We start from the raw sequence: 23,214 nt of genomic DNA on the forward strand, positions 1-23,214 counted from the left end.
GCTCACCTATCTTATTTTTTCTTTTCAACCGCTGCTTCTGCATCTGGCTTGAAGTTTGCAATTGCTTTATCCAAGTTACCGCCATTACGTTTTACAGTCGCTGCAAACTGGTTACGGAACTGTAAACCTAGATCAATACCAGACACGTTGATATTACGGATTTTCCATTGTGAACCTTTATCGGCCAACTGGAAAGAAACCGGAATTTTCTCGCCATTATTATGGAAATCAATGGTTACAACTGGATTTTTGCTACCCGTGTCTTTGTACGGACGCATGGTATAAGACTGGTTGGTATATTTGGCAAATGCTGAACCATAATTTTCAGTCAGCGTTTCACGGAAATTACGTTCAAACTGAGCACGCTGTGCAGCAGAGCTATACTGATTAGTTGCATACGTTCCCATCACAATGCGGGTAAATGCTTGTGAATCGATATATGGATCAAGATTCTGACGAATAATAGTTTTCACCAGTGCCGGATTGCTCTGCAACTTGCTATGGTCTGCTTTCAGACGAGCCACCAGATTGTCTGCAACTTTCTTGATAAATGCAGGTGGTGCTTCAGCCGGTGCAGCGAAAACACTTCCCATCGCCATAGTAGATAGAATGCATGCTGCAAGGGTTTGCTTTACTAAAATATTCACTCAAATTTCCTCAATCATTATTCAACAAATGCAGGTTCTGCATCTGTAGCTTCAGAAGTTACTGCATCAGCAGATGCCTCCTGAGTTTCTGATGACTTACTGCCTGCTCCACCTGTCACGAATTTGGTAATTAAATCTTCAATTTCCATCGTGCCCTGGGTATTGGCAATCTGATCACCACGTTTCAAATAATTCAGACCGCCGCCTGGAATAATTTTCAAATACTTTTCACCCAGCAAACCATTGGTTGCTACCATAATGTAAGCATCTTCATCAATATTGGTAATGGATGTCATGTTGTCTAAGAGTTGCTTTTCCATTGCTTTTTGTTGCGCAGGTGCCGCAGCTTCATAGTCAGTGCTGTAACGTAACTCATCTAAGGCTTCTTGCTGTACTTTCTTTAACTGTTCAGCATTAAATGATGTCAGTGAACCATCTAGCGTCATATGTACAGTGGCTAATCGGGTGACTGGATCAAGTGTAATCGTATCGACCTGACCGACTTTCACACCGCTTAAAGCCACTTTGGCACGTGGCTTAATGCCATTTACATTTTCGAAAGTTGCTGTCATTTTATAGCTGTCGGCAATATTGGTTCCGACCAAACCACTGACACGCATTGCCAGGAAGAAAATTGCAATTCCAAACAAAATGACAAAAACACCAACGGCCAGCTCACTGGTACGTGATTTCATTAAACACCTCCGAACATGACCGCAGTCAACACGAAATCAAAACCTAAAACACACAACGATGAATACACCACAGTACGTGTTGTGGACGTTGCAATCCCTTCAGATGTCGGTTCACAGGCATAACCCTGATAGACCGCAATCCATGTACAAATCAATGCAAATACAAAACTTTTAATGATGGTACCGTTAAAGATATCCTTGTAGAACTGCACGGTACTTTCCATACCGCTCCAGTACGCACCTTCATCTGCGCCAAGGAAATCTACACCGACCATTTTACCGCCCATAATCCCTACGGCAGCAAAAATTACGGACAGCATTGGCAGACTGAAAATCCCCGCCCAAAGACGTGGTGAAATGACCCTTTTTAGCGGATCAACCCCAATCATCTCCATACTGGATAACTGTTCAGTGGCTTTCATCAGACCGATTTCGGCTGTCAATGCGGAACCGGCACGACCAGCAAACAAGAGCGCTGCCACAACCGGTGCCAGTTCGCGTAATAAGGTTAGAGCTACTGCGGTACCTAACATGGCTTCACTGCCAAAGGTCGCCAGAATGGTATACATCTGCAAACCGAGAACAGCACCAATAAACAGACCCGAAACTACGATGATCAGTAAAGAGAGCACCCCAACACGGTACATCTGGTAGACAAATAGCTTAAACCCCAGCCAGGTTGGCATCGAAATCAGAATTTGCAACAGCATCAAGGTCGCAACCCCAATCCCGCGCACACGTTCTATGACGCGTCTACCCAATAAGGCAATTGCATTCATGAACGCACCTCATCACTTAAATAAGCCGCATGACTAAACTGATAATCCACAGGTCCCTCAACGGAACCCGTCAGGAACTGCTGAACAAATGCAGAAGGATGTGCTTTTAATTCTTCAGGTGTACCTTCGCCCTGGATCTTTCCTTCTGCCACTACGTAAATGTAGTCCGCAATGGATAGAGTTTCTGCTACATCATGCGAAACGATAATTGTAGTCAGGTCTAATGCTTCACGCAGGGAACGAATCAGACGTGTTAATACACCCATCACGATCGGGTCTTGCCCGGCGAATGGTTCGTCATACATGATCAGCTCTGGGTCAAGTGCAATCGCACGTGCTAGAGCCACACGACGGTTCATACCACCAGATAATTCAGAGGGCATCATCTGCTCTGCACCGCGCAGACCGACAGATTCCAGCTTGAGTGCCACGATTTCTGCGATCAAGTGCTCAGGCAATTTGGTATGTGCACGAATCGGGAAAGCGACATTTTCATAAACACTCATATCTGTGAACAAAGCACCGCTCTGGAATAACATGCCCATACGTGCACGTGCAGCAAACAGCTCACTACGTGACATGCGTGCGATATCCTTGCCATCCAGCAACACCTGTCCTTGATCTGGCGTTAGCTGTCCGCCAATAAGACGCAATAATGTAGTTTTACCGGTACCAGAAGGTCCCATAATGGCAGTGATCTGACCACGTCGAATGTTCAGGCTGACATTCTCATAAATCACACGTTCGCCTCGCTTGAAGCTCAAACCTTTCACTTCTATGAGTGATTGAGTCTCAAACGCTGTTTGATTTTTCATAGCTAAGCGTTTTCCTGCATTTTTTCAGCATGCGTACTATAAAGGATTAACTCTCTAAATGTTACCTTTTGATCGGAATGTTACAATGGCAAAAAGGCAATATCTGAATGAAAAAAATGAGAAAGCATGATTTATTTTTATAATTTTATCGTCTGCTTATATGTTCAATAATCATTCAATTATAAAAATTATAGAGAAAGAGAATGATGTTACATAAGATCAGGATCAGCGCAATATAAGGCATAACAACCTCATGGATATAACGAGCCAAGTGTGATTTTTGAGGATTAGTTATCATAACCGATTCAAATTCAGGAATGGCACACACTTTACCTAAAACTTTAAAAAAATGCATGCATAAAAAACCAGCGTTACCGCTGGTTTTTTCTGGCCAGATTCAATTAGTCATTGAATTTGCGACGTGGACGGTCTTCACCGAACGAACGCTCACCACGTGGTTTGTCATCGAAGTTACGGCGTGGACGATCACCACCGAAATCACGTTTAGGACGGTCATCACCAAATGAACGTGCTGGACGGTCACCGAAACCACCTTCACGACGTGGCGCCGGACGATCACCGAAATCACGTTTAGGACGATCCCCAAAACCACCCTCACGACGTGGCGCCGGACGATCACCGAAATCACGTTTAGGACGGTCACCAAAAGAACCTTCACGACGTGGTTTGTAGTCTACGCGGTTGCCACGGTTGTCATCAGAACCTTCGAAACGAGGACGGTCGCCAAAATCACGTTTTGGACGGTCATCGAAAGAACGTTGCGGACGGTCACCGAAACCACCTTCACGACGTGGAGCTGGACGATCACCGAAGTCACGTTTAGGACGATCACCGAAACCGCCTTCACGACGTGGACGATCGCTGTTGAAGTCACGACGTGGGCGATCTTCGCCACCGAACGCAGGACGTTCGCCACGAGGTTTGTCATCAAAGCTACGACGTGGACGGTCATCACCACCATCACGACGTTTGAAGTTACCTTCACCTTCGAAACGACGACCACCGCCGAAGCCACCACGGCCGCCACGACCGCCATCACGACCACGACCACGACCAGCGCCATCACGGCTACCGCGTGCAGGAGGTGGAGATGGCTCAAGACCTTCGATTTCAGATACTTCTAAACGAGCATCCAGGTAGTCTTCAAGCGCACGGATTTTACCGCGTTCACGGTAAGTCGCTAAAGTAATCGCTTTACCAGTACGGCCCGCACGACCTGTACGACCAATACGGTGTACATAGTCCTCGTTCTTCATTGGAAGACCGAAGTTGATGACGTGAGAGATTGTTGGTACGTCTAGACCACGTGCTGCAACGTCAGTTGCAACCAAGATTTTTGCACGACCTTCACGGATGCTGCGTAGACGACGGTTACGAACTGTCTGTGGCATTGCACCGTGAAGTGCTACTACTGATAGACCTGCTTCAGCAAGTTCTTCAGCCAGCATATCGGTATCTTCTTGCGTAGAAGCGAATACAACTGCCTGATCAACGTCTTCTTCGTTTAACCAGTGAGTCAGTAATTTTTTCTTGTGCTCAAAGCCATCAGTCCAGTGCAAAGTCTGAGTGATGTCAGTATTCGTAGAGTGACCAGTTTCGATCGCAATACGCTCTGGCTCATTCATCATACGTTCAGCAAGCGTGATGATACGCGGTGCAAATGTTGCAGAGAACATCAAAGTCTGTTTACGGTTCGCAGCCAAGTCACCGATTGCCTCTAGGTCTTCAGAGAAACCAAGGTCTAACATACGGTCAGCTTCGTCGACGATTAACGCATCAACTTTGTCCAGTTTAATCTGGCGACGGTTAACAAGATCAAGTAAACGACCTGGTGTCGCAACTACAACTTGTGCACCTTTTAATTGTTGGATTTGTTTACCAAATGGCATACCACCCATGATTGCAGCAATACGAACACCTTTCATGTGACGTACAAATGCAATCGCATCCTGACAAACCTGTTGTGCAAGTTCACGTGTTGGTGAAATTACCAGGATATTCGGTTGAGTTACCGCTTTCATGCGTTCTTTGAACGGAACGAAAGTATCTTCAGTTGCAAGGCCATTCAATGTAGGGAGAAGGAAGGCTGCAGTTTTACCAGAACCAGTCTGGCTTGACACTAGAAGGTCTTTACCTTCAAGCGCCGCAGGAATAGATAGTTCCTGTACAGGTGTAGGCGCAGTAAAGCCTAGTGCTTGTAAAGCTTGTTGTAAGGTTTCGTGTAGAGGAAAATCAGCAAAAGTTTTGCTCATAGAGTCTTTCACCCGGAAATTGGGTGCTCCATTAAAAATAAAGTCAAATGAACATCGACAAAAAGCGGTACAGCAATATACGCTGAAAATAAGAGATCATTCAGCGGCGATCCGAGTAACGACGATGTGATATAACGCACGCATGATTACGGCATAACCTGAAGGAATCGCTTTAGCGATTGGGGCGCGAGATATCGTCCTCTCTTTGGACCGCACGCGCATACACAATGATAAGAAGAGAAATGTTCAGGTAACGAACAGAAATTAAGTGCGTGCGCGGATTATAGCAGGATTTAAAATAATGTCATTAAGTTTTATTGTTATTTTGTATTAATCTAAAATTAGTTGATATTTTAACTATATTTAGCAGAAAAAAATATTATCCAGTCATAAAAAAGGCATCCCTTAGGATGCCTCTTATATGTTTTAAACCAAAATGTCTAAACCCGATTATTTAGCTGCCTCGCCCCATGCAGGAACAACTGCCTGCATTAAAGGTTTCAGCATTTTCATAGAGCAGGCAATGACCTGACCTTTTTCCATAGATTCGCTGCCACCACGTGCATCAACCACTGTACCGCCCGCTTCTTTCACAATCAGTTCACCAGCAGCGATATCCCAAGGTTTCAAACCAAGTTCAAAGTAACCATCTAAACGACCTGCCGCAACATAAGCCAGATCCAGCGCAGCAGAACCTGCACGGCGGTATTGAGCACCTGCCTCAGTAACGTTTAATAGTGATTCGAAATGGTTTTTCGCATAAGACACCACTTCACCGCCACGTTGAGCGCGGTAAGCATGACCGACTGCCAGGAAAGAATTCTGCAAGTTGTCTTTCACATTTACACGGATACGACGCTGGTTCAGCATCGCACCACGACCACGACTTGCAGAGAATAGCTCGTCTTTCACAGGGTCATAGATCACACCGTGTTGGGTTACGCCTTTGTGCTGAACAGCAATAGAGATACAGAAATGCGGGAAACCGTTGATGAAGTTCAGTGTACCGTCAAGAGGATCAATCACCCAACACCATTCAGCGTCGTGACCTTTACCTTCTTGCAAACCAAACTCTTCACCAAGGAAGCTGTGGTTTTTATAACTTTTACGCAGCGTATCGATAGTCAGTTGCTCTAGGTAACGGTCAACACGCGTTACAGGACCATCAATGCCTTTCTCTTCGACTTGTAGATCGAGTTTATGACGATTTTGATGCGCTTTTAAAAGCTCTTGACCAACTAATTGAGCCGCACGCGCAGCCATCACCACCATAGGTTCCATTGAACACCCACTACAAATTTGAAGATATTGATAAAGAATAATGCATAAAAGCCCCTACATTTTAGCAAATCTAAGGGCTTTTTGGGAAAAAATGTGTCTAAAATTTTGAAGACGTTGTTTCAGACTGGCTGGGTAAGTGAAGACCAGGCCTGATTCATTGACTTTTCAATGCCTTGAGCATCAAGTCCTGCCTGTTGCAGCATCTGTGCATGGGTCGCTTGCGCCATAAAGGTATCAGCAAGACCAAGATTTAAAATTGGTTTTACGATCTGCGCTTCAGCCAGATATTCATTGACTGCACTGCCCGCACCTGCCATCACTGCATGTTCTTCGACTGTCACGAACAGAGTGGTACTTGGCGCAATATCATCTAGCATTTGGGTATCCAGTGGTTTGATGAAACGCATATTCACCACACGTACTGCCACATCATGTTTTGCAGCAAAGGCTTGGGCTGCATCGATAGCGGCCTGCACTCGGCTACCAAATGCCAGTACAGAGATATAGTCATCATGCTGACCATTAAAGCTCGCTACGATTTCAGCCTGACCCATTGGTAATTCAACCATGTCTTGCTGAATCTCAACACCCAGACCACTCCCACGCGGATAACGTACTGCTGCCGGACCTTTATAGAGATACGCAGTATGTAGCATCTGGCGACATTCATTTTCGTCTTTTGGCGCCATGATCACCAGATTCGGAATGGTACGCATATAAGCATAGTCATATGCTCCGGCATGGGTCGGACCATCTTCACCAACCAGACCAGCACGATCGATAGCAAACGTCACATCCAGATTTTGTAGCGCCACATCATGTACTAACTGGTCATAACCACGTTGCAAAAACGTTGAATAGATCGCTACAACCGGCTTCAAACCTTCGCAAGCCATACCCGCTGCTAGCGTTACCGCATGCTGTTCTGCAATCGCGACATCAAAGAAACGCTCAGGATATTGCTTAGCAAATTCCACCATGCCTGAGCCTTCACACATGGCTGGGGTAATGGCCAGCAAGCGGTCATCTTTCGCCGCTTCATCACACAGCCACTGACCAAAGACATCAGAATATTTTGGTGCTGGATTTGCAGTAGATCCTGCATTTAAACGACTAATCGCATGATATTTAATTTGTTCTGCTTCTGCCGGAGCAAAGCCTTTGCCTTTTTTGGTATAGACATGAATCAGACGTGGACCTTTACGCTTTTTCAGTGCATTAAACACATGCACCAATTGACTCAGATCATGACCATCATAAGGACCAAAATAATCAAAACCAATCGCCTTAAACAGGTTATCGGCAGCATCAGTCGCTGCACAATGCAGACGTGAGTTATACACCCATTCTGGATGCGGCTGAACGAAAGCTTCACCCTCTTCAGTAATATTCACCGACTCACCACGTTCCCACAGTGCAGCGAGATGCTTGGCAAAACCGCCAGTGCTGCAGGAAATCGACATGTCATTATCATTCAGCACCACCATCAGATCTGCATTGTGCGCGACGGCGTCATTCATGGCTTCAAAGGCCATACCTGCCGTCATTGCACCATCACCAATAATGGACACCACTTCACATGGATTCTTTTGATAGCGACGCGCCAAGGCCATGCCCAAGCCTGCTGAAATCGCAGTAGAAGAATGCCCTACCCCGAAAGTATCAAATTCAGATTCATCACGCGCCGGGAATGCAGCCAAGCCATTTTTGGCACGAATCGTGGTTAATTGCTCACGACGACCGGTTAAGGCTTTATGCGGATATGCCTGATGACCTACATCCCAGATCAGGCGGTCGTCTGGCGTATTGAAGCAATAGTGCAAAGCTACAGTCAGCTCAATCACCCCCAGATTGGCACCAAAATGCCCACCACTTTGTCCTGCAGCATACAAAATGTACTGACGTAACTCATCGGCCACCTGCTCAAGCTGATTTTGCTCAAGTGAACGCAATTGCTCTGGATGATCGATCGCATCAAGCAACGGTGTTACAGGGCGTTGAGTTGGTATTTCTGTATACAGCATAAATGGCAAAGCCTTCAAAAGCCTGGCAAATCCTAAGCTAGGTCTGTCTATGGGGAGTCCCGATCATATAGTCGAATTGTAGCAGCTTCAATTGACTAAAGCTGTTAACGGCGCAATATTAAACAATGAGCTTGATCAGGGTAAAATTTGCAGAATACGATTATCCTGAATAATCTTACTGTTTATCAACTATTATCGTTCGCTTTATACAAAAAAGAAAATGTTCTCCAGAAAATCATCTATGCAACCCTACTAATGTCCAATCATTACGCTATACTTTGAGCAATTTCAGGATTTAACGGGTTCAGCTGTGCCTATCGAGTTTGTCGCAACATCAAGATTACCTACCGCTCATGGTGAATTTAAAATTACTGTTTTTCAAGACCCTAAGACTGGCGAAGAACATGTCGCGTTATCTAAAGGACTGGAAGAATCGAGTGATGAACCCGTGCTGGTGCGTGTACATTCTGAGTGTTTGACGGGTGATGCTTTTGCCTCACTGAAATGTGATTGTGGACCGCAACTTCAGGCGACACAAAAGCTGATTAATGAAGTCGGTCGTGGTGTGATTTTGTACTTGCGTCAGGAAGGCCGTGGGATTGGTTTGACCAATAAAATCCGAGCCTATGCTTTGCAGGATCAAGGTCATGACACCGTAGATGCCAACCTGATGCTAAACCTGCCAGCAGATGCACGCCAATACGATATGTGTAGCATCATGCTGGATCATTTAGGGGTAAAAGCTGTACGTTTGATTACCAATAACCCTACAAAAATCAATGCACTTAAAGACTTAGGTATTAATGTGGTGGATCGTGTACCTCTGACGGTTGGTCTAAATCCATTTAATGAACAGTATCTTAAGACCAAGCATGAACGTATGGCGCATCTGTATCGGAAGGATGATTTTTGATTTTTATTTAATCTCCCCTAACCCCTCTTTGAAAAAGAGGGGGAAACTCCTTCATTTAGTAAGAATCGGAAGCCTCCCTGAGTGAGACTTCAGTATTGCTTTAAGTCGAAGTGCAAGAAAGTGAGGTTTGGTGGGATTCTAAATCGTCATCGAAAAAATCCGGTTCTCCGGCATTTTACGTTTTAATCTCAGGTCAAAAGCCATACAGATATTACGTACAAAAGGTTTCCCTTTCTCCAAAATTGTGACTGATGAGTCTGCAATTTTAATTAACTGATCCTGTGACATTTCTTTGAGCTGTTCTAGTACTTCGTCAATTTCAGCAAATTGCATGTGCTCATCTGCCCAAGAAGTGGTGAAACTGCACATCAGATTCAGGATATGCTTACGGATGATTAAATCTTCCTGACTTAATACATGCCCTTTAACGACTGGAATCTCATTCTGTTCCAGACATTCATAATATTCTTCAATGGTTTTTACATTCTGGGCAAAGCTGTACCAGCTATCACTGATTGATGAAATCCCCAGTCCAATCATCACTTGCGTTTTGGAAGCTGTATAACCCATGAAGTTACGGTGTAAAGAACCCTCCTTAAAAGCCTGATACATGCTGTCACTTTCTAGCGCAAAATGATCCATGCCAATTTCATGGTAGCCATGTGCCAATAGTTTCTTCTTGCCTTCTTCATAGCACTGGCGCTTGATTTCATCTTTAGGCACATCGGCATCTTTAAAACCGCGCTGACCATTGCCCTTGATCCATGGCACATGCGCATAGCTATATAAGGCTAAACGGTCCGGCATTAAGGTATTAGTTTGACCAATGGTAGTCAGTACATCATCCAGGCTCTGGAATGGTAAGCCAAAGACCAGATCATGCGAAATCGAGGTATAACCTATTTCACGCGCCCATTCGGTGACCTGTTTGACATTTTCATAAGGCTGGATGCGGTGAATGGCTTTCTGCACAATTTCATTATAATCCTGCACGCCATAGCTGACCCGGCGGAAACCTAAGTCATACAAGCCTTGCAAATGTTCATAAGTGGTATTGTTCGGATGGCCTTCAAAACTGAATTCATGCTCAGACGCTATTTCGGCCTTAACCAAGATACCTTTAATCAGTTGAGTTAAGTGCTCAATCGAGAAAAAAGTCGGTGTACCACCACCAAGATGGATTTCCTTGATCATTGGCTTTTCTTCCAATAATTCACAGTACAGATCCCATTCCTTCAGCACCGCCTGAATATAGGGTTGCTCAACTTCATGCCGTTTGGTGACACGTTTATGGCATCCACAGAAAGTGCACAGGCTTTCACAAAATGGCAGATGGATATATAGACTGATGCCTTCTTTCTGATTCGATTCAGCAAAAGAGCGCTTTAAAGTCTGTTTCCACTGTTTCAGAGAAAAGTACTGTTCTTCCCAATACGGTACAGTTGGATAACTGGTATAGCGTGGACCTGGGACATTGTATTTTTGAATGAGGGAAGTAGCCTGAACCGACATAATATCCACCTATGACCATCGAAAATTCACCCAAGCATGGGCCATCTAAAGCTATTGTGTGGGGCTCGGAAAAAGAATTCAACCTAGCATCTCGGTCGGATTTAATACGCTACCTTGCTTTAATTTACTGTGAACACAAAGTCTTTTTAGATCATCAGTATCGGCAAATACATCTTAATTTTTATGCCATTTTATGCTTTGATGTAGAAAGTCTTTCTTTCTCCCCATGAGGGCTTTGATGCAGCATCCAACTTCTGCGGATATTCAACGGGTACGCGAATTCCTCCTCGACTTACAGGCGCGCATCTGTGCGGCTCTCGAACAACAAGAACGTACTGGTGGTGGCTCAGCTGAGTTTATCATTGATGACTGGGAACGACCTGAAGGTGGTGGTGGCCGTTCACGTGTGCTGCAAAATGGGACAGTAATTGAAAAAGGCGGGGTGATGTTCTCGCACATCAATATTTCTAAACTACCGGCTTCAGCCACTGAACGTCATCCACAAATTGCCGGAGCTAAGGCACAGGCGATGGGCGTCTCACTGGTGATCCATCCTAAAAATCCAAATGTGCCGACCTCACATGCCAATGTGCGCCTATTTGTTGCTGAAAAAGAAGGCCAAGATCCGATCTGGTGGTTTGGCGGTGGTTTTGACCTGACACCGTTCTATCCGAATGATGAAGATGTGCTTTCATGGCATCAGACGGCGCATGACCTGTGTGCGCCATTTGGCGAAGAAGTTTATGCACAGCATAAAAAATGGTGTGATGATTATTTCTACTTAAAGCACCGTGATGAACAGCGCGGTGTCGGTGGCCTGTTCTTTGATGACCTGAACCAATGGGATTTTGAAACCTGTTTTAAATACATGCAGGCGGTAGGCAATGGTTACTTAGATGCCATCATTCCGATTTTCCAGCGCAATCAGAACAAACCTTATAGCGAAGCACAGCGTGAGTTTCAACTGTATCGTCGTGGTCGTTATGTTGAATATAATCTGGTCTATGACCGTGGCACTTTGTTTGGCTTACAGACCGGTGGCCGGATCGAGTCCATTCTAGTGAGTCTGCCCCCACTCACTGGCTGGTCTTATCGTCCGGAATGGGCCGAAGGTTCACCAGAGAAACAACTCACCGATTATTATCTAAAGCCACGAGATTGGCTGCAAGAGTTAAAGAAGTAGGTGTACGCTTAACCAAAATGCTCTCACTTTGAGGGCATTTTTTATAAAACTGTTCCAATTATTTTTTGCTTACAATACCTCTAATTTTTTTCTCCTGAAAACTTCATGCAATTAATTCGTTCCCAAATTTACAAAACTAATTCTTCAAGAATATTAATTTGAACGAAAAATTTTCCTATAAACATTTAGAAACTTTTCTTTATATAAATAAGCAGAAATGTCCTCACTTCGTCACAAGCTCTGCTGTATAGTAAAATCTTAAAAAATATTGGGTAAAAATATATGCAGCTACGACATTTCAAAAGTCATGTGCTGATGATGTGGGTATTTCTGGCCGTTACAGTCAGTGCAATTACCACAACATTCTTAACCAAGGATCTTATCTTGGACAGTCTGGCAATCAGTGTCAGCATTATTATGATTATCGGTATTATCTTAAGTGGTGCCCTGCTTCTGACTGAACGCATTATTAAAACCTGTAACTCCTAAAATAAGCCCCTAGAATTAGACCTTTCAATACTTTAGTCCCTACCTGTTTTCACGTATATTGTTGAGCATTTCAGCACATGGACACTGTGAAATGAGCAAACAATTTGCTGTTGTTGGCAACCCGATTGAACAATCACGTTCTCCAGAATTGCATCATGCATTTGCCGCTAAAACCGGTATTGATCTCACCTATAGTAAACGTCTGGCTCCGCTGGATGGCTTTGAAGCCAATATTCAGGACTTCTTTGCCCAAGGCGGTATCGGTATGAATGTCACGGTCCCGTTTAAAGAACAAGCTTATGCTCAGTGTCAAGTGCTGACTGAACGCGCTCGTATTGCCGGTGCAGTAAATACACTATGGATGGAAAATGGCGTCCTGCATGGTGATAATACCGATGGTCAAGGTCTGGTTGAAGCTATTCGTGCTTTAGACTGGAACTTGGAAAATACCGATATTCTGATTATTGGCGCTGGTGGTGCGACTCGTGGGGTGATCTATCCACTGGTACAGGCAGGTGTGAAGAAAATTGTTATTGCTAATCGTACCCTCACCCGTGCCGAACAGCTGATTGCGGATTTAAAAGATGCAGTACCACAAGCTGAACTGCAAGCGATTGCTTTAACTGATCTGGCGGGTGATTTCGATATCATTATCAATGCAACTTCTGCCAGCTTGAGTGGTGATGCCTTAATCCTGCCGGAAGCACTGCAGTTTAAACACGCTTATGAAATGGCCTATGGCAAACCATCTACTTTTCTAGATCAAGCCCGTGCGCGTGGTGTTCCTAGCGCTGAAGGTTTTGGCATGCTGGTGGGTCAAGCGATTGAATCCTTCTCGATCTGGAATGGGGTCAAGCCACAGCTCAAAGATTTCCTTTAAGCCCGCTTAAGCTTTTAATATGGTTCAAGAGTCTCTACGGAGGCTCTTTTGCTTTTCCGACAGAAGGCAATATGCAAAGTAATAAGTGGATTTAATGACAGCACTTCTGTTTATTTTCAAACGATAACATTTGTGTACAATTCACCCAAAAAACCACCTAGACAAACAGAATAATTATCTATTAAAGTCGTCTCATATAAGTCTTTTTTATTTTTCATCTATTTATTATTAGTCCATATCCTTAACCTGAATCACCCTAATTTTTCTATCTACTCGATTCGCCTTTCTGACATTTTTATTTGCTTGCCTTATCAATGTATTTTTAGCTGCAATGTGAATAATCAAAGAATCGATACAGATAATCCAAAACTATTAATCAGGATTAAAACGCATGCCAGCATATAAAGCCCCGTTACGTGACATTCGCTTCCTTATGAATGAAGTGCTTGATTACCCTGCACATTACCAGACACTATCAAATGGTGAATATGCCGATGCTGATACCGTGGACATGATTCTGGAAGGTGCAGCAGATTTCTGTGAAAACGTACTTTCTCCATTGAATCAAAGTGGTGATCTGGAAGGCTGTCATTTTGAAAATGGTGAAGTCACTACGCCTAAAGGCTTCAAGGAAGCATACGAACAGTTCGTACAAGGCGGCTGGCAAGGTCTTTCTTATCCTGAAGAATTTGGCGGTCAAAACCTTCCACAATCTTTGAATCTGGTTAAGTCTGAAATGATGGGCACTGCAAACTGGTCATTCCAAATGTATCCAGGTTTAAGTGTCGGCTGTATCAATACCATTATGCAGTTTGGTTCAGATGAACAAAAAAATCTATACCTGCCTCACCTGGTAGCAGGTACATGGTCTGGCACCATGTGTTTGACTGAGCCGCAATGTGGTACCGACCTGGGGCAGGTAAAAACCAAAGCTGAGCCAAATGCAGATGGCACGTATGCCATTTCAGGTACCAAGATCTTCATCTCGGCGGGTGAACATGATCTGACTGAAAATATCATTCATATTGTACTTGCACGCCTGCCAGATGCACCTGCGGGCACTAAAGGTATTTCCCTGTTCATCGTACCGAAATTTATTCCGGCAGCTGATGGCGGCATTGGTGAACGCAATCCTGTCACTTGTGGTTCGATTGAACACAAAATGGGAATCCGTGCATCTGCAACAGCTGTACTGAACTTTGACAATGCGGTTGGTTACCTGATTGGTGAAAAGAATAAAGGTCTGCATGCAATGTTTACCTTTATGAATACGGCACGTATCGGTACTGCAATTCAGGGTATCTGCCATGCAGAACTGTCTTTCCAAGGTGCTCTGCCTTATGCCAAAGAACGTATGTCGATGCGTGCCCTTTCTGGCAAGAAAGATCCAGAAAAAGTAGCTGATGCCATCATTCACCATGCTGATGTTCGCCGTATGTTATTGACACAAAAAGCAATTGCTGAAGGCGGTCGTGCAATGATTTATCATGCAGCACAAATTGCAGACAAAATGAATGATGCTCTGGTTCGTGGCGATACAGCAGCTTTCGAGGCGCATGATGATCACTTAGGTTTCTATACCCCTATTCTGAAAGGTTTCCTGACTGAACTGGGCTATGAAGCAGCCAATCACGGTATGCAAGTCTTTGGCGGTCATGGCTATATCAAAGAATGGGGCATGGAACAGATCGTACGTGACTCGCGTATCTCTACTCTTTATGAAGGTACAACAGGTGTACAGGCACTAGATCTGATTGGCCGTAAAGTGCTGTTAACTTCTAAAGGCAAAGTGATTCGTGATTACACGGCAGAAATCCTGAAATTCTGTGGTCAGCATGCACGTAACAAATACATGCGTCTTTTTGCTTGGGACTTAACCAAACTTTGCGCACAATGGAATGCCTTGACGGTTCGTATCATGCTGGCTGCACGTAAGGACCGTGATATTGTTTCTTCTGCATCTGTAGATTTCCTGATGTTCTCAGGCTATGTGATGATGGCATACTTCTGGGCACAACAGGCTGCGGTAGCTTCCGCAAAACTGGCTGAGGGCAACGGTACTGAAGTTCCTGAGTTCTATAAGGCAAAAATCAAGACAGCTGATTTCTACTTTGAGCGCATGTTGCCGCGTACTCAAGGTCATGCTGAAGCCATGGTCAACCCATCTAAAACGATGACTTCACTGGCATCTGAGCACTTCAGTTTCGATTACTAAGTTTTCACTGACTTTGAAAGTCAAATAACAAAAAGAGAGCCACGGCGCTCTTTTTGTTAAAGCATATTAAGTCCTTGATTTTTTAATTCTGTATAATTTTTCTACAATTTTATTTTGAGTGATATCAACTGCATAAAAAATAATAGTGATATACAGCTTGAATATCTCTGAATTCAGGGTATGATGGTTGCAACTAGAAAAATTCTTGTTTTGGTTAGTCTTCTTTAAGTATCGCAGTTTTAGTCATAAACCTCCGTTTTTATAGATCAAAAGCTCCATCCAGTCTATTTTTCCAAGTTACATCTTAGTCATCCCATAGATTGACTATAAATCAATAAAACTCAATAGGTTATATTATGTCTAATACAGTTACTGGTACAGTAAAGTGGTTCAACGAAACTAAAGGTTTTGGCTTCATTCAACAAGACAACGGTCCAGACGTTTTCGCTCACTTCAGCGAAATCCAAGGTTCAGGTTTCAAAACTTTAGCTGAAGGCCAAAAGGTTTCTTTCAGCGTTGCTCAAGGTCAAAAAGGCCCTACAGCGACTAACATCACTGCAATCTAATCGTTGCTAAGATGAAAAAAAGCACTCATTAGAGTGCTTTTTTTGTGCCACACATAAATAGATACTTATCTTAGGTCCATTAATTAAGGTCTTACTTTTCTTTAATCCCTAGTCTTTCAATTCAAAATACTCTGTCTAATTTCTTCATCTGATTACAGTCATGTAAAAAATTACACTAAGTCATAATCATCACAACAGCCCATATTACAAAATATCGCCTAAGCCTCGTTAATATGAATGACTTGAAGGAAAAGTCGAAATAGAAGAAAAGCCCTAGGTAATCCATCGGGCTTTTTTATTTTTAAAAAATCAAAATGATATCAAAGGTTAATCTATTGCTTACTCTAACTTGAAACTGATATCGGCACTGTGATTATCTAAAAATACATGCTGCCGATGCCAAGCTAAAAAGTTTTGATCGGGCTGATAGCTCTTTGGCACCTGTAATCTCTGCCCCTCATACTGTTTTAAATAAATATATAAAGACTGGTCGTGTAGTGCTTTATTCGCAATACAAACTTTAAACTTTTCATCAATAGCAATAAAACCAGTATCAAAAGCTTTATCTAACAGAGAAGACAAGCAAATTCCATTCCGTGGGTTAGTTCGTTGCGCATAATTTTCTGACCAAGGAATGATATGGGAAGCTACTAGAAAATCTTTGGTTTTGATCCCTGAAATTGCACATTGATATTGATAATTGAGCTTTACTTTTAAAGCAAATTCTCTTTGTTCAACGCCTCGGATTTTGACATGGGCACGCTTATCTTCAACAAAATAATGAGCAACTTCTTGCTCTACACGAGTTTGGGATGCATTGAATTCATAAGTATTACCTTGCACCCCAATATTCAGCAATCGCCAAAAATCATCAGCATGGATTTCATTCATACCATATTGCTGGAAAAAATATTCCCAAGTTGGGCCACGGGTCTTAAAGCTCCACTAAAAATTTTCCAAATCGGATTGCAGGATGGGATTTTCAAAAGCAATGCCTTGTTCAATAGTGGAATAGACTGGCTTTTGACGAACTTTATCGGGCCCAGATTCATTCGGAACTTCAATCATCTGACCAATGCGGCCAGCACCGTAAATATAGAATTGGTTTTTTATTTCTGAAGCTTTTTGTGGTCGACGATAGAGAAAGAAATCACCTGGACGAACTTTATTAAATTTTGCCTTGTCCCAATGATATTCCTCAAAATCCAAGTCACCATACACCAAATGATCACTTTTACTATCAAAAATAAAAAAGCGTGCATCGCCTAATTCTACTTTGTAGAAATCTAATAAAGGACTCACCCGCCCCTCGCAATATTGTTATGTTATTCAAATGACTTAATATTTGAATAATCACAAAATTATTGAGAAATTAATAGAGACGAATGGAATTAAACTTTATTAAATAGAAATCCACAGGCTTATAAAAACTCTTCCAGTACTGAATTTAAGAACACATGCCCCTGCTCGGTACAAGCCAGACGTTCTGGATCTTCAACCATGAGTTTACGTTGACGCAGTGAAGTCAATAATGCATTCAGACCATTCAGACTGAGGCCAGTACGCTCTGCATACAACTTCGCTGCTACACCGTTATTTAAACGCAAGGCATTCATCATAAATTCAAACGGCATATCTTCAGCTTCAATCCGTTTAAACTGCAAATGTTCTGCTGGCACCTTCGCTAAATAGTCTTTTGGCAAACGGGTTTTCTGGAAACGATAGATCCCATCAGCTTGAGTCACTTTTCCATGCGCCCCTGCCCCAATCGACAAATAATCGCCAAACTGCCAGTAATTCAGGTTATGTGCTGACGGTAACTCTTTACGCCAAGCCGAGACTTCATAATTAATAAAGCCCTGAGCTTTTAAATAAGCCTCACCCTGTTCCTGAATATCTTCCAAGACATCATCCACAGGTAAAATAGGCTGCGTACGGAAAAATACCGTATTTGGTTCAATAGTGAGCTGATACCAGGAAATATGAGTCGCTCCATTTTCCACAGCTAATTTCAAGTCATTTAAAGCCTGTTCTAAAGTCTGTTCTGGTAATCCATGCATCAGATCAATATTAATGCGCTCAAAACCTGCCTCTTTCGCATGCGCAATTGCCGAGATCGCATCTTCATTGCTATGAATACGCCCCAGCTTTTTCAAATGCTCAGTATTAAAGCTTTGTACACCGATCGAAAGACGGTTAATACCCGCTGCCAGATAACCGGCAAATGGATCATGCTCTACTGTGCCCGGATTGGCTTCCAAGGTGATTTCACAACCTTCTTCAAAAGGAAGCAGTGCTTTTAATTGACTAAATAACCACTGATAACCTTGAGCAGAAATCAGGGATGGTGTACCCCCACCAATAAATACACTATGAATCTGACGTCCCTGAGCAAAGTCAAGCTGGGTCTTAAAGTCTTCAACCAAGGCATGCAAATATTCCTGCTCGAGATCCAGAGACAGTTTGCCATCTGGTACCGCATGCGAATTAAAATCACAATATGGACATTTACGCATACACCATGGCATATGAATATACAGGGACAAGGGAATAGCGGCAGGATTTAAATCAGTCAAGGACAGTGCTCAGAACATCAGATGAATTTTGTTGTATTTTAGCATGACAAAAGTACCCTGCTTATGAATTCTCATCCGCTTTACAGTAGACTCAGTTTAACTTAACAAAAACAAGACCCTGAGAATGAAAATATCTTCCGAGATCCTGCTGTTTATCCCTTTGGCAATGGCAATTGGTATTGGCTTAAGTTTTCAGACCGGTATCAATACCCAGCTACGGGAATATTTATATTCTCCCTTACAAGCTGCCCTTTTCTCCTTTCTGATTGGTACAATATTGCTTGCTGTGTTGGTATTTTTTCAACAGGTGGATAAACCGAGCCTCAGTACATTTACGCAATTGCCCTGGTATTTATGGCTGGGCGGTGTCATCGGTGTCTATGCAATTAGCATGAGCATCTATAGTGCACCTAAGCTTGGGCTACTGACTTTGTCTGCATTGGTGATTTTTGGACAGCTGGTCTCTTCCATGATCATTGATCATTTTGGCTGGTTCGACAGTGAAAAAATACAACTCAACTGGCAACGTCTTCTGGGTGGCGTGGTGATTTTTATTGGTGTGCTTCTCACTTTACAACGCTAAACCTTCTATCTAAGCACATGATGAAAGATGAGTATTTTTTGTGTCGAATGTTTCGTCAGCCACAACCCTAAGCTTTGAATTAAAACGACTGTTCACCTTAATGTTGCCCATTTTGATCACCCAGTTTTCCCAAGCTGGTCTTGGTCTGATTGATACCATTATGGCGGGGCATCTGTCTGCAACTGATCTGGCAGCCATTGCGGTCGGAGTCGGGTTATGGATTCCGGTGATGTTATTATTTAGTGGCATCATGATTGCTACTACTCCTTTAGTGGCTGAAGCTTACGGTGCTCGCACTCCCGAGAAAATTTCAACGATTGCCCGTCAATCCCTTTGGGTGGCTTTAGTACTTGGGGTGATCGCAGGGCTAGTTTTGCAGATTTTGCCTCTGACCCTTCCCTTACTTGGTGTACCTGAAAGCTTGCAGCCTAAGGCCGGCCTGTTCCTACATGCCATTGGTTTTGGTATGCCAGCGGTGACCATGTATGCAGCACTGCGTGGCTATTCCGAGGCAATCGGTTATCCACGCCCAGTCACTGCAATCAGTCTATTGGCTCTGCTGGCATTAATACCACTCAACTTTATTTTTATGTATGGTTTCGGTCCAATTCCTGCATTGGGCAGCGCTGGTTGTGGTTTTGCTACAGCGATTCTGCAATGGCTGATGCTGATTACGCTCGCGATTTATATTTTAAAAAATAAGTCCTATCAGGCAACCCAACCCTTCACTCACTGGGAAACAATTAATACTTACTGGCTCAAGCGTATTCTCAAGTTAGGCTTACCGATTGGTCTGGCAATTTTCTTTGAAGTAAGCATTTTCAGTACGGCAGCGATTGTCCTGAGTCCGCTGGGTGAAACCATTGTCGCGGCACATCAAATTGCGATCTCCATTACATCGCAGCTATTTATGATTCCGATGTCTTTAGCGATTGCTTTGACGATCCGTGTTGGAACCTATTATGGCGAGAAAAACTGGGTCGCAATGCGTCAGGTGCAATGGCTGGGTTTAGCCACTGCTACTGTACTCGCCGTATTGACCATGCTGCTGCTGTGGTTCTTTAAGCATGAGATTGTGGCGCTGTATACCTCAGAAATGCAGGTCTCCCAGATCGCAGTGTATCTGGTGTTGTTTGCAATTGCCTATCAGTTGATGGATGCCTGGCAGATCAGTGCGGCAGGTTGCTTACGTGGTATGCAAGACACCAAAGGCCCGATGTGGATCACCATGCTTGCTTATTGGGTGATTGCCTTCCCGGTCGGTGTCTATCTGTCCAGATTTACGGATATGAGTGCGGCCGGTGTCTGGGTGGGGCTGATTGTCGGTCTGAGTGTGGCCTGTGTACTACTGCTGATGCGTCTCTATAGCAACAATAAACGTTTAATTCAGCAGGCTTAAAAGAATTAACAAGGGTGAACTTTCAATCCTATATTCAATTAACCCGCAAGCGACATGGCTGTCGCCGTTGATCAGTCATCTTGCGCCACGCTTTAAAGCAGTGCTTAAAGCGTGGCCCAGAATATAGCATCAGTAATAAAGGGGTTTTATTACTTTTGCCGCTGTGAAAGTAAAAACCACCTACACAATAAGATAAAAATGCGAATGAAACATTGAGGGCATGATCATTCAGAACTCTAGTTCGCCTCTAAAGCTGCTTTTAAACCCTGTGGAATCTCAGACTCATCTGCTACTTCTTTAATGACGACCTGGCCCACAATCACTTCCGTTCCATTAAAAGTCATGGTTGGTGAACCATACAGCTCATAGCCTTCATTTAATGCCTTGGTGACACGGGCACAAAAATGCACATCATCCTTGCCGGTAAAATAACGATAAACTTTCATGGAATAGTCTTAGCTTAAATCATGCTGACTATTCTAATCTCATCAATGCATAAAAACTCAGAATTAATGGTGAACCCAATCACTCTAAATAATGAATCAAAGCGGTATTGGCACAGTTTTTGGAAGATTATTGAAGAAATTGTGAAGTATGAGATTGGGCTGGCAACACAACCTCTACAATTAGTTATAGGCATTTACGCCTTTGTCGCCTATGATCAAAGACAGCATTAAAAAGATGATTTTGAGGAATTCCGCATGGCAAAAACGGCTAGCACACCCGGTCGTCGCTTTATGAAACTTGCCGGTATGACAGCAAGTATCGCCAGCAAAACATTATCAAATTCTATTAAAAATTTAACTGCCGACGAAGAGCAGAAAAATGCAGCGCGCAGCAAACTTTTTCAGGATATTGGTGTACAGATTGCCGATACTCTTGGGGAAATGAAAGGCGCGGTGATGAAAGTTGGTCAGATCGCTTCTCAATATAAAGATATTTTTCCGCCTGAAGTCGCACGTGCCATTTCCAAGTTGCAACGTCAGGCACCAGCCATGCCGTTTAATGTGATTAAAGCACAGGTTGAAAAAGAGCTTGGCAAACCGCTGGAGCAGATTTTCCAGGATTTTGAACCTAAACCTTTTGCGGCTGCCTCGATTGGTCAGGTGCATAAAGCCACCTTGCCGAATGGTCAGGAAGTCGTGGTGAAAGTGCAATATCCGGGTGTGGAAGAAGCTTGTGAAAGCGACCTAAAACAGGTCCGTCTGGCGTTACGTCTGATGGGTGTATTGAAAATTGACCGTAAACTGCAAGATCAGCTGTTTAAGGAAATTCAGCACAGTCTGGACGATGAGCTGAACTATGAAATCGAAGCCCAAAATTTAGAGGTTGCTCGTGCTTTCCACGAAACACTGGATAGCAAAATTGTGATTCCACAAGTCTATCCGGATTATTCGTCACGGCATATTCTGACTTTAAGTCTGGAACATGGTGAAAGTATTGAAACTGCCAGTACCTGGCCGGTAGAAATCCGTAATGATCTGGGTCGTCGCCTGTTCCGTGCCATTGGCCAGGAAATTTTTTATCTGCGTCGTTTCCACTGTGACCCGCATCCGGGTAACTTCGCCTTCCGTGAAGATGGCACGGTCATCATTTACGATTTTGGTGGTGTAAAAACTTTATCTACTGAAGTGATTGGTCATTTTAGAGAGCTAGTACATGCAGCTCGGGAACAGAATATTCCGATGATCGAGCAGCAGCTAGACTCGCTTAAGTCACTTACAGAACTTGGAAAATTCCCTCAGGAACTGTATGAACAATGGCTGGAAGTACTGTTACGCCCACTAAATGGCTATTATGATTTTGAGGAAAACTCGGCGCACCATGACGGGGTAGAGCTGATCAAGCCATCCTTGAAATATTGGGACGTATTTAAACCTTCTCCCGATACCTTGATGGTAAACCGGACCATTTCAGGACAATACTGGAATTTGATTCATTTGAAAGTTAAAGATGATCTCAGTGATGTATTTGAGGAGCTGGTACCGGAACGTGCCTAAGCTTTAACAAGAGTTACACCAGGATACACATCGTTACCGGGCTTATATTGAAAACAATATTGTTATATTATAACATAACATTAAATCTAATCATTGTTGTTCAAGCAAGGTAAAAATATGCGTCCAGATATCCATCCAGAGTATCGTGAAGTACTATTTCATGACACCAATGCCGATGTTTATTTCGTTATTGGCAGCACCATGAATTCCAGCCAGACCCGTGAATACGAGGGCAAAACTTACCCTTATGTCACTCTCGACATTTCAAGTGCGTCTCATCCCTTCTATACCGGTGAGCAGCGTCAAACCAGTAATGAAGGCCGCGTAGCAAGCTTCAATAAACGTTTTGCACGCTTTAAACGCAGTTAAAACTTAAATGTCTTA

Annotated in this window: 22 protein-coding genes; 10 read left to right on the forward strand and 12 right to left on the reverse strand. The window is 43.5% G+C overall.

All coding sequences use genetic code 11. From position 1 onward, the window contains the following. Positions 1 to 11: 11 nt before the first annotated feature. The 7 genes from ACTJIX_RS08530 to dxs all read right to left on the reverse strand — a co-directional run bounded on the left by ACTJIX_RS08530 (position 12) and on the right by dxs (position 8,514). On the reverse strand, positions 12 to 647 hold the full coding sequence (locus ACTJIX_RS08530; RefSeq protein ID WP_004809849.1) for an MlaC/ttg2D family ABC transporter substrate-binding protein: 636 nt from the start codon (positions 645 to 647) through the stop codon (positions 12 to 14). 17 nt (positions 648 to 664) lie between these two features. After that, positions 665 to 1,342 (reverse strand): outer membrane lipid asymmetry maintenance protein MlaD, encoded by a 678-nt coding sequence (mlaD, locus tag ACTJIX_RS08535; protein WP_004809851.1) that lies wholly within the window; start codon positions 1,340 to 1,342, stop codon positions 665 to 667. Next, the gene (gene mlaE / locus ACTJIX_RS08540) at positions 1,342 to 2,121 is read right to left on the reverse strand and encodes a lipid asymmetry maintenance ABC transporter permease subunit MlaE (protein WP_004809853.1); all 780 of its coding nucleotides are present in this window, start codon (positions 2,119 to 2,121) and stop codon (positions 1,342 to 1,344) included. The genes mlaD and mlaE overlap by 1 nt, the downstream gene beginning before the upstream one ends. Then, positions 2,118 to 2,936 (reverse strand): ABC transporter ATP-binding protein, encoded by an 819-nt coding sequence (locus tag ACTJIX_RS08545; RefSeq protein WP_004809856.1) that lies wholly within the window; start codon positions 2,934 to 2,936, stop codon positions 2,118 to 2,120. Before ACTJIX_RS08545 ends, mlaE begins: the two co-directional genes overlap by 4 nt. A gap of 401 nt (positions 2,937 to 3,337) precedes the next feature. Beyond that, the gene (locus ACTJIX_RS08550) at positions 3,338 to 5,209 is read right to left on the reverse strand and encodes a DEAD/DEAH box helicase (RefSeq protein ID WP_004809857.1); all 1,872 of its coding nucleotides are present in this window, start codon (positions 5,207 to 5,209) and stop codon (positions 3,338 to 3,340) included. Between the two features lie 450 nt (positions 5,210 to 5,659). Further along, complete coding sequence (locus ACTJIX_RS08555; RefSeq protein ID WP_004809859.1) at positions 5,660 to 6,490, reverse strand: inositol monophosphatase family protein; 831 nt, start codon at positions 6,488 to 6,490, stop codon at positions 5,660 to 5,662. A gap of 119 nt (positions 6,491 to 6,609) precedes the next feature. Beyond that, a complete protein-coding gene (gene dxs / locus ACTJIX_RS08560; RefSeq protein ID WP_004809861.1) occupies positions 6,610 to 8,514 on the reverse strand; it encodes a 1-deoxy-D-xylulose-5-phosphate synthase in 1,905 nt (634 codons plus the stop codon). Positions 8,515 to 8,824: 310 nt separating this feature from the next. Between dxs and ribA the strand changes: the two genes are divergently transcribed. Beyond that, a complete protein-coding gene (ribA, locus tag ACTJIX_RS08565) occupies positions 8,825 to 9,427 on the forward strand; it encodes a GTP cyclohydrolase II (RefSeq protein ID WP_048881805.1) in 603 nt (200 codons plus the stop codon). Between the two features lie 138 nt (positions 9,428 to 9,565). On the opposite strand, the gene hemN is transcribed toward ribA, so the two are convergent. Beyond that, entirely contained in the window at positions 9,566 to 10,939 is a 1,374-nt protein-coding gene (gene hemN, locus ACTJIX_RS08570; RefSeq protein ID WP_111810304.1) for an oxygen-independent coproporphyrinogen III oxidase, read from the reverse strand. A gap of 238 nt (positions 10,940 to 11,177) precedes the next feature. On the opposite strand from hemN, the gene hemF reads away from it, so the two are divergent. The 5 genes from hemF to ACTJIX_RS08595 all read left to right on the forward strand — a co-directional run bounded on the left by hemF (position 11,178) and on the right by ACTJIX_RS08595 (position 16,272). After that, on the forward strand, positions 11,178 to 12,122 hold the full coding sequence (hemF, locus tag ACTJIX_RS08575) for an oxygen-dependent coproporphyrinogen oxidase (RefSeq protein WP_111810303.1): 945 nt from the start codon (positions 11,178 to 11,180) through the stop codon (positions 12,120 to 12,122). Positions 12,123 to 12,404: 282 nt separating this feature from the next. Then, positions 12,405 to 12,611 carry a hypothetical protein gene (locus ACTJIX_RS08580; RefSeq protein ID WP_004809869.1) on the forward strand — a complete coding sequence of 69 codons (207 nt, stop codon included), beginning with the start codon at positions 12,405 to 12,407 and terminating at the stop codon, positions 12,609 to 12,611. Between the two features lie 91 nt (positions 12,612 to 12,702). Continuing rightward, the gene (gene aroE, locus ACTJIX_RS08585) at positions 12,703 to 13,491 is read left to right on the forward strand and encodes a shikimate dehydrogenase (RefSeq protein ID WP_004809872.1); all 789 of its coding nucleotides are present in this window, start codon (positions 12,703 to 12,705) and stop codon (positions 13,489 to 13,491) included. 391 nt (positions 13,492 to 13,882) lie between these two features. After that, entirely contained in the window at positions 13,883 to 15,706 is a 1,824-nt protein-coding gene (locus tag ACTJIX_RS08590) for an acyl-CoA dehydrogenase C-terminal domain-containing protein (RefSeq protein WP_008303040.1), read from the forward strand. A gap of 356 nt (positions 15,707 to 16,062) precedes the next feature. Next, entirely contained in the window at positions 16,063 to 16,272 is a 210-nt protein-coding gene (locus ACTJIX_RS08595) for a cold-shock protein (protein ID WP_004786992.1), read from the forward strand. A 339-nt stretch (positions 16,273 to 16,611) separates the two neighbouring features. On the opposite strand, the gene ACTJIX_RS08600 is transcribed toward ACTJIX_RS08595, so the two are convergent. The 3 genes from ACTJIX_RS08600 to hemW form a co-directional block, all read right to left on the reverse strand. Beyond that, positions 16,612 to 17,163: an HNH endonuclease gene (locus tag ACTJIX_RS08600; protein ID WP_004809877.1), complete on the reverse strand. Its 552-nt coding sequence runs from the start codon at positions 17,161 to 17,163 to the stop codon at positions 16,612 to 16,614. A gap of 54 nt (positions 17,164 to 17,217) precedes the next feature. Next, a complete protein-coding gene (locus tag ACTJIX_RS08605; protein WP_440611342.1) occupies positions 17,218 to 17,574 on the reverse strand; it encodes a hypothetical protein in 357 nt (118 codons plus the stop codon). A gap of 119 nt (positions 17,575 to 17,693) precedes the next feature. Further along, entirely contained in the window at positions 17,694 to 18,848 is a 1,155-nt protein-coding gene (gene hemW / locus ACTJIX_RS08610) for a radical SAM family heme chaperone HemW (protein WP_008303044.1), read from the reverse strand. A 124-nt stretch (positions 18,849 to 18,972) separates the two neighbouring features. Between hemW and ACTJIX_RS08615 the strand changes: the two genes are divergently transcribed. Both ACTJIX_RS08615 and ACTJIX_RS08620 read left to right on the forward strand, forming a co-directional pair. Beyond that, positions 18,973 to 19,431 carry a DMT family transporter gene (locus ACTJIX_RS08615; protein WP_004809881.1) on the forward strand — a complete coding sequence of 153 codons (459 nt, stop codon included), beginning with the start codon at positions 18,973 to 18,975 and terminating at the stop codon, positions 19,429 to 19,431. Positions 19,432 to 19,471: 40 nt separating this feature from the next. Beyond that, the gene (locus ACTJIX_RS08620) at positions 19,472 to 20,830 is read left to right on the forward strand and encodes an MATE family efflux transporter (RefSeq protein WP_305176088.1); all 1,359 of its coding nucleotides are present in this window, start codon (positions 19,472 to 19,474) and stop codon (positions 20,828 to 20,830) included. A gap of 236 nt (positions 20,831 to 21,066) precedes the next feature. On the opposite strand, the gene ACTJIX_RS08625 is transcribed toward ACTJIX_RS08620, so the two are convergent. Next, positions 21,067 to 21,276 (reverse strand): DUF1737 domain-containing protein, encoded by a 210-nt coding sequence (locus tag ACTJIX_RS08625; protein WP_004809883.1) that lies wholly within the window; start codon positions 21,274 to 21,276, stop codon positions 21,067 to 21,069. A gap of 255 nt (positions 21,277 to 21,531) precedes the next feature. Here ACTJIX_RS08625 and ACTJIX_RS08630 point away from each other — a divergent pair, with 255 nt between their 5' ends. Then, the gene (locus ACTJIX_RS08630; RefSeq protein ID WP_108675558.1) at positions 21,532 to 22,830 is read left to right on the forward strand and encodes an ABC1 kinase family protein; all 1,299 of its coding nucleotides are present in this window, start codon (positions 21,532 to 21,534) and stop codon (positions 22,828 to 22,830) included. A gap of 117 nt (positions 22,831 to 22,947) precedes the next feature. Further along, entirely contained in the window at positions 22,948 to 23,199 is a 252-nt protein-coding gene (locus ACTJIX_RS08635) for a type B 50S ribosomal protein L31 (protein ID WP_004809889.1), read from the forward strand. The last annotated feature ends 15 nt before the right edge of the window (positions 23,200 to 23,214 follow it).

The organism is Acinetobacter sp. 22323 (assembly GCF_052044895.1).
Classification (GTDB): domain Bacteria; phylum Pseudomonadota; class Gammaproteobacteria; order Pseudomonadales; family Moraxellaceae; genus Acinetobacter; species Acinetobacter schindleri.

Excerpts from the sequence above, each read along its gene's own strand:
- ACTJIX_RS08550 (WP_004809857.1), bottom strand. The coding sequence starts at position 5,209 with ATGAGCAAAACTTTTGCTGATTTTCCTCTACACGAAACCTTACAACAA.
- aroE (WP_004809872.1), top strand. The coding sequence starts at position 12,703 with ATGAGCAAACAATTTGCTGTTGTTGGCAACCCGATTGAACAATCACGT.
- ACTJIX_RS08600 (WP_004809877.1), bottom strand. The coding sequence starts at position 17,163 with ATGAATGAAATCCATGCTGATGATTTTTGGCGATTGCTGAATATTGGG.
- mlaD (WP_004809851.1), bottom strand. The coding sequence starts at position 1,342 with ATGAAATCACGTACCAGTGAGCTGGCCGTTGGTGTTTTTGTCATTTTG.
- ACTJIX_RS08580 (WP_004809869.1), top strand. The coding sequence starts at position 12,405 with ATGCAGCTACGACATTTCAAAAGTCATGTGCTGATGATGTGGGTATTT.
- ACTJIX_RS08615 (WP_004809881.1), top strand. The coding sequence starts at position 18,973 with ATGAAAATATCTTCCGAGATCCTGCTGTTTATCCCTTTGGCAATGGCA.
- hemN (WP_111810304.1), bottom strand. The coding sequence starts at position 10,939 with ATGTCGGTTCAGGCTACTTCCCTCATTCAAAAATACAATGTCCCAGGT.
- ACTJIX_RS08545 (WP_004809856.1), bottom strand. The coding sequence starts at position 2,936 with ATGAAAAATCAAACAGCGTTTGAGACTCAATCACTCATAGAAGTGAAA.
- hemF (WP_111810303.1), top strand. The coding sequence starts at position 11,178 with ATGCAGCATCCAACTTCTGCGGATATTCAACGGGTACGCGAATTCCTC.
- ACTJIX_RS08635 (WP_004809889.1), top strand. The coding sequence starts at position 22,948 with ATGCGTCCAGATATCCATCCAGAGTATCGTGAAGTACTATTTCATGAC.
- dxs (WP_004809861.1), bottom strand. The coding sequence starts at position 8,514 with ATGCTGTATACAGAAATACCAACTCAACGCCCTGTAACACCGTTGCTT.
- ACTJIX_RS08630 (WP_108675558.1), top strand. The coding sequence starts at position 21,532 with ATGGCAAAAACGGCTAGCACACCCGGTCGTCGCTTTATGAAACTTGCC.
- ACTJIX_RS08625 (WP_004809883.1), bottom strand. The coding sequence starts at position 21,276 with ATGAAAGTTTATCGTTATTTTACCGGCAAGGATGATGTGCATTTTTGT.
- ACTJIX_RS08555 (WP_004809859.1), bottom strand. The coding sequence starts at position 6,490 with ATGGAACCTATGGTGGTGATGGCTGCGCGTGCGGCTCAATTAGTTGGT.
- ACTJIX_RS08595 (WP_004786992.1), top strand. The coding sequence starts at position 16,063 with ATGTCTAATACAGTTACTGGTACAGTAAAGTGGTTCAACGAAACTAAA.
- mlaE (WP_004809853.1), bottom strand. The coding sequence starts at position 2,121 with ATGAATGCAATTGCCTTATTGGGTAGACGCGTCATAGAACGTGTGCGC.
- ACTJIX_RS08590 (WP_008303040.1), top strand. The coding sequence starts at position 13,883 with ATGCCAGCATATAAAGCCCCGTTACGTGACATTCGCTTCCTTATGAAT.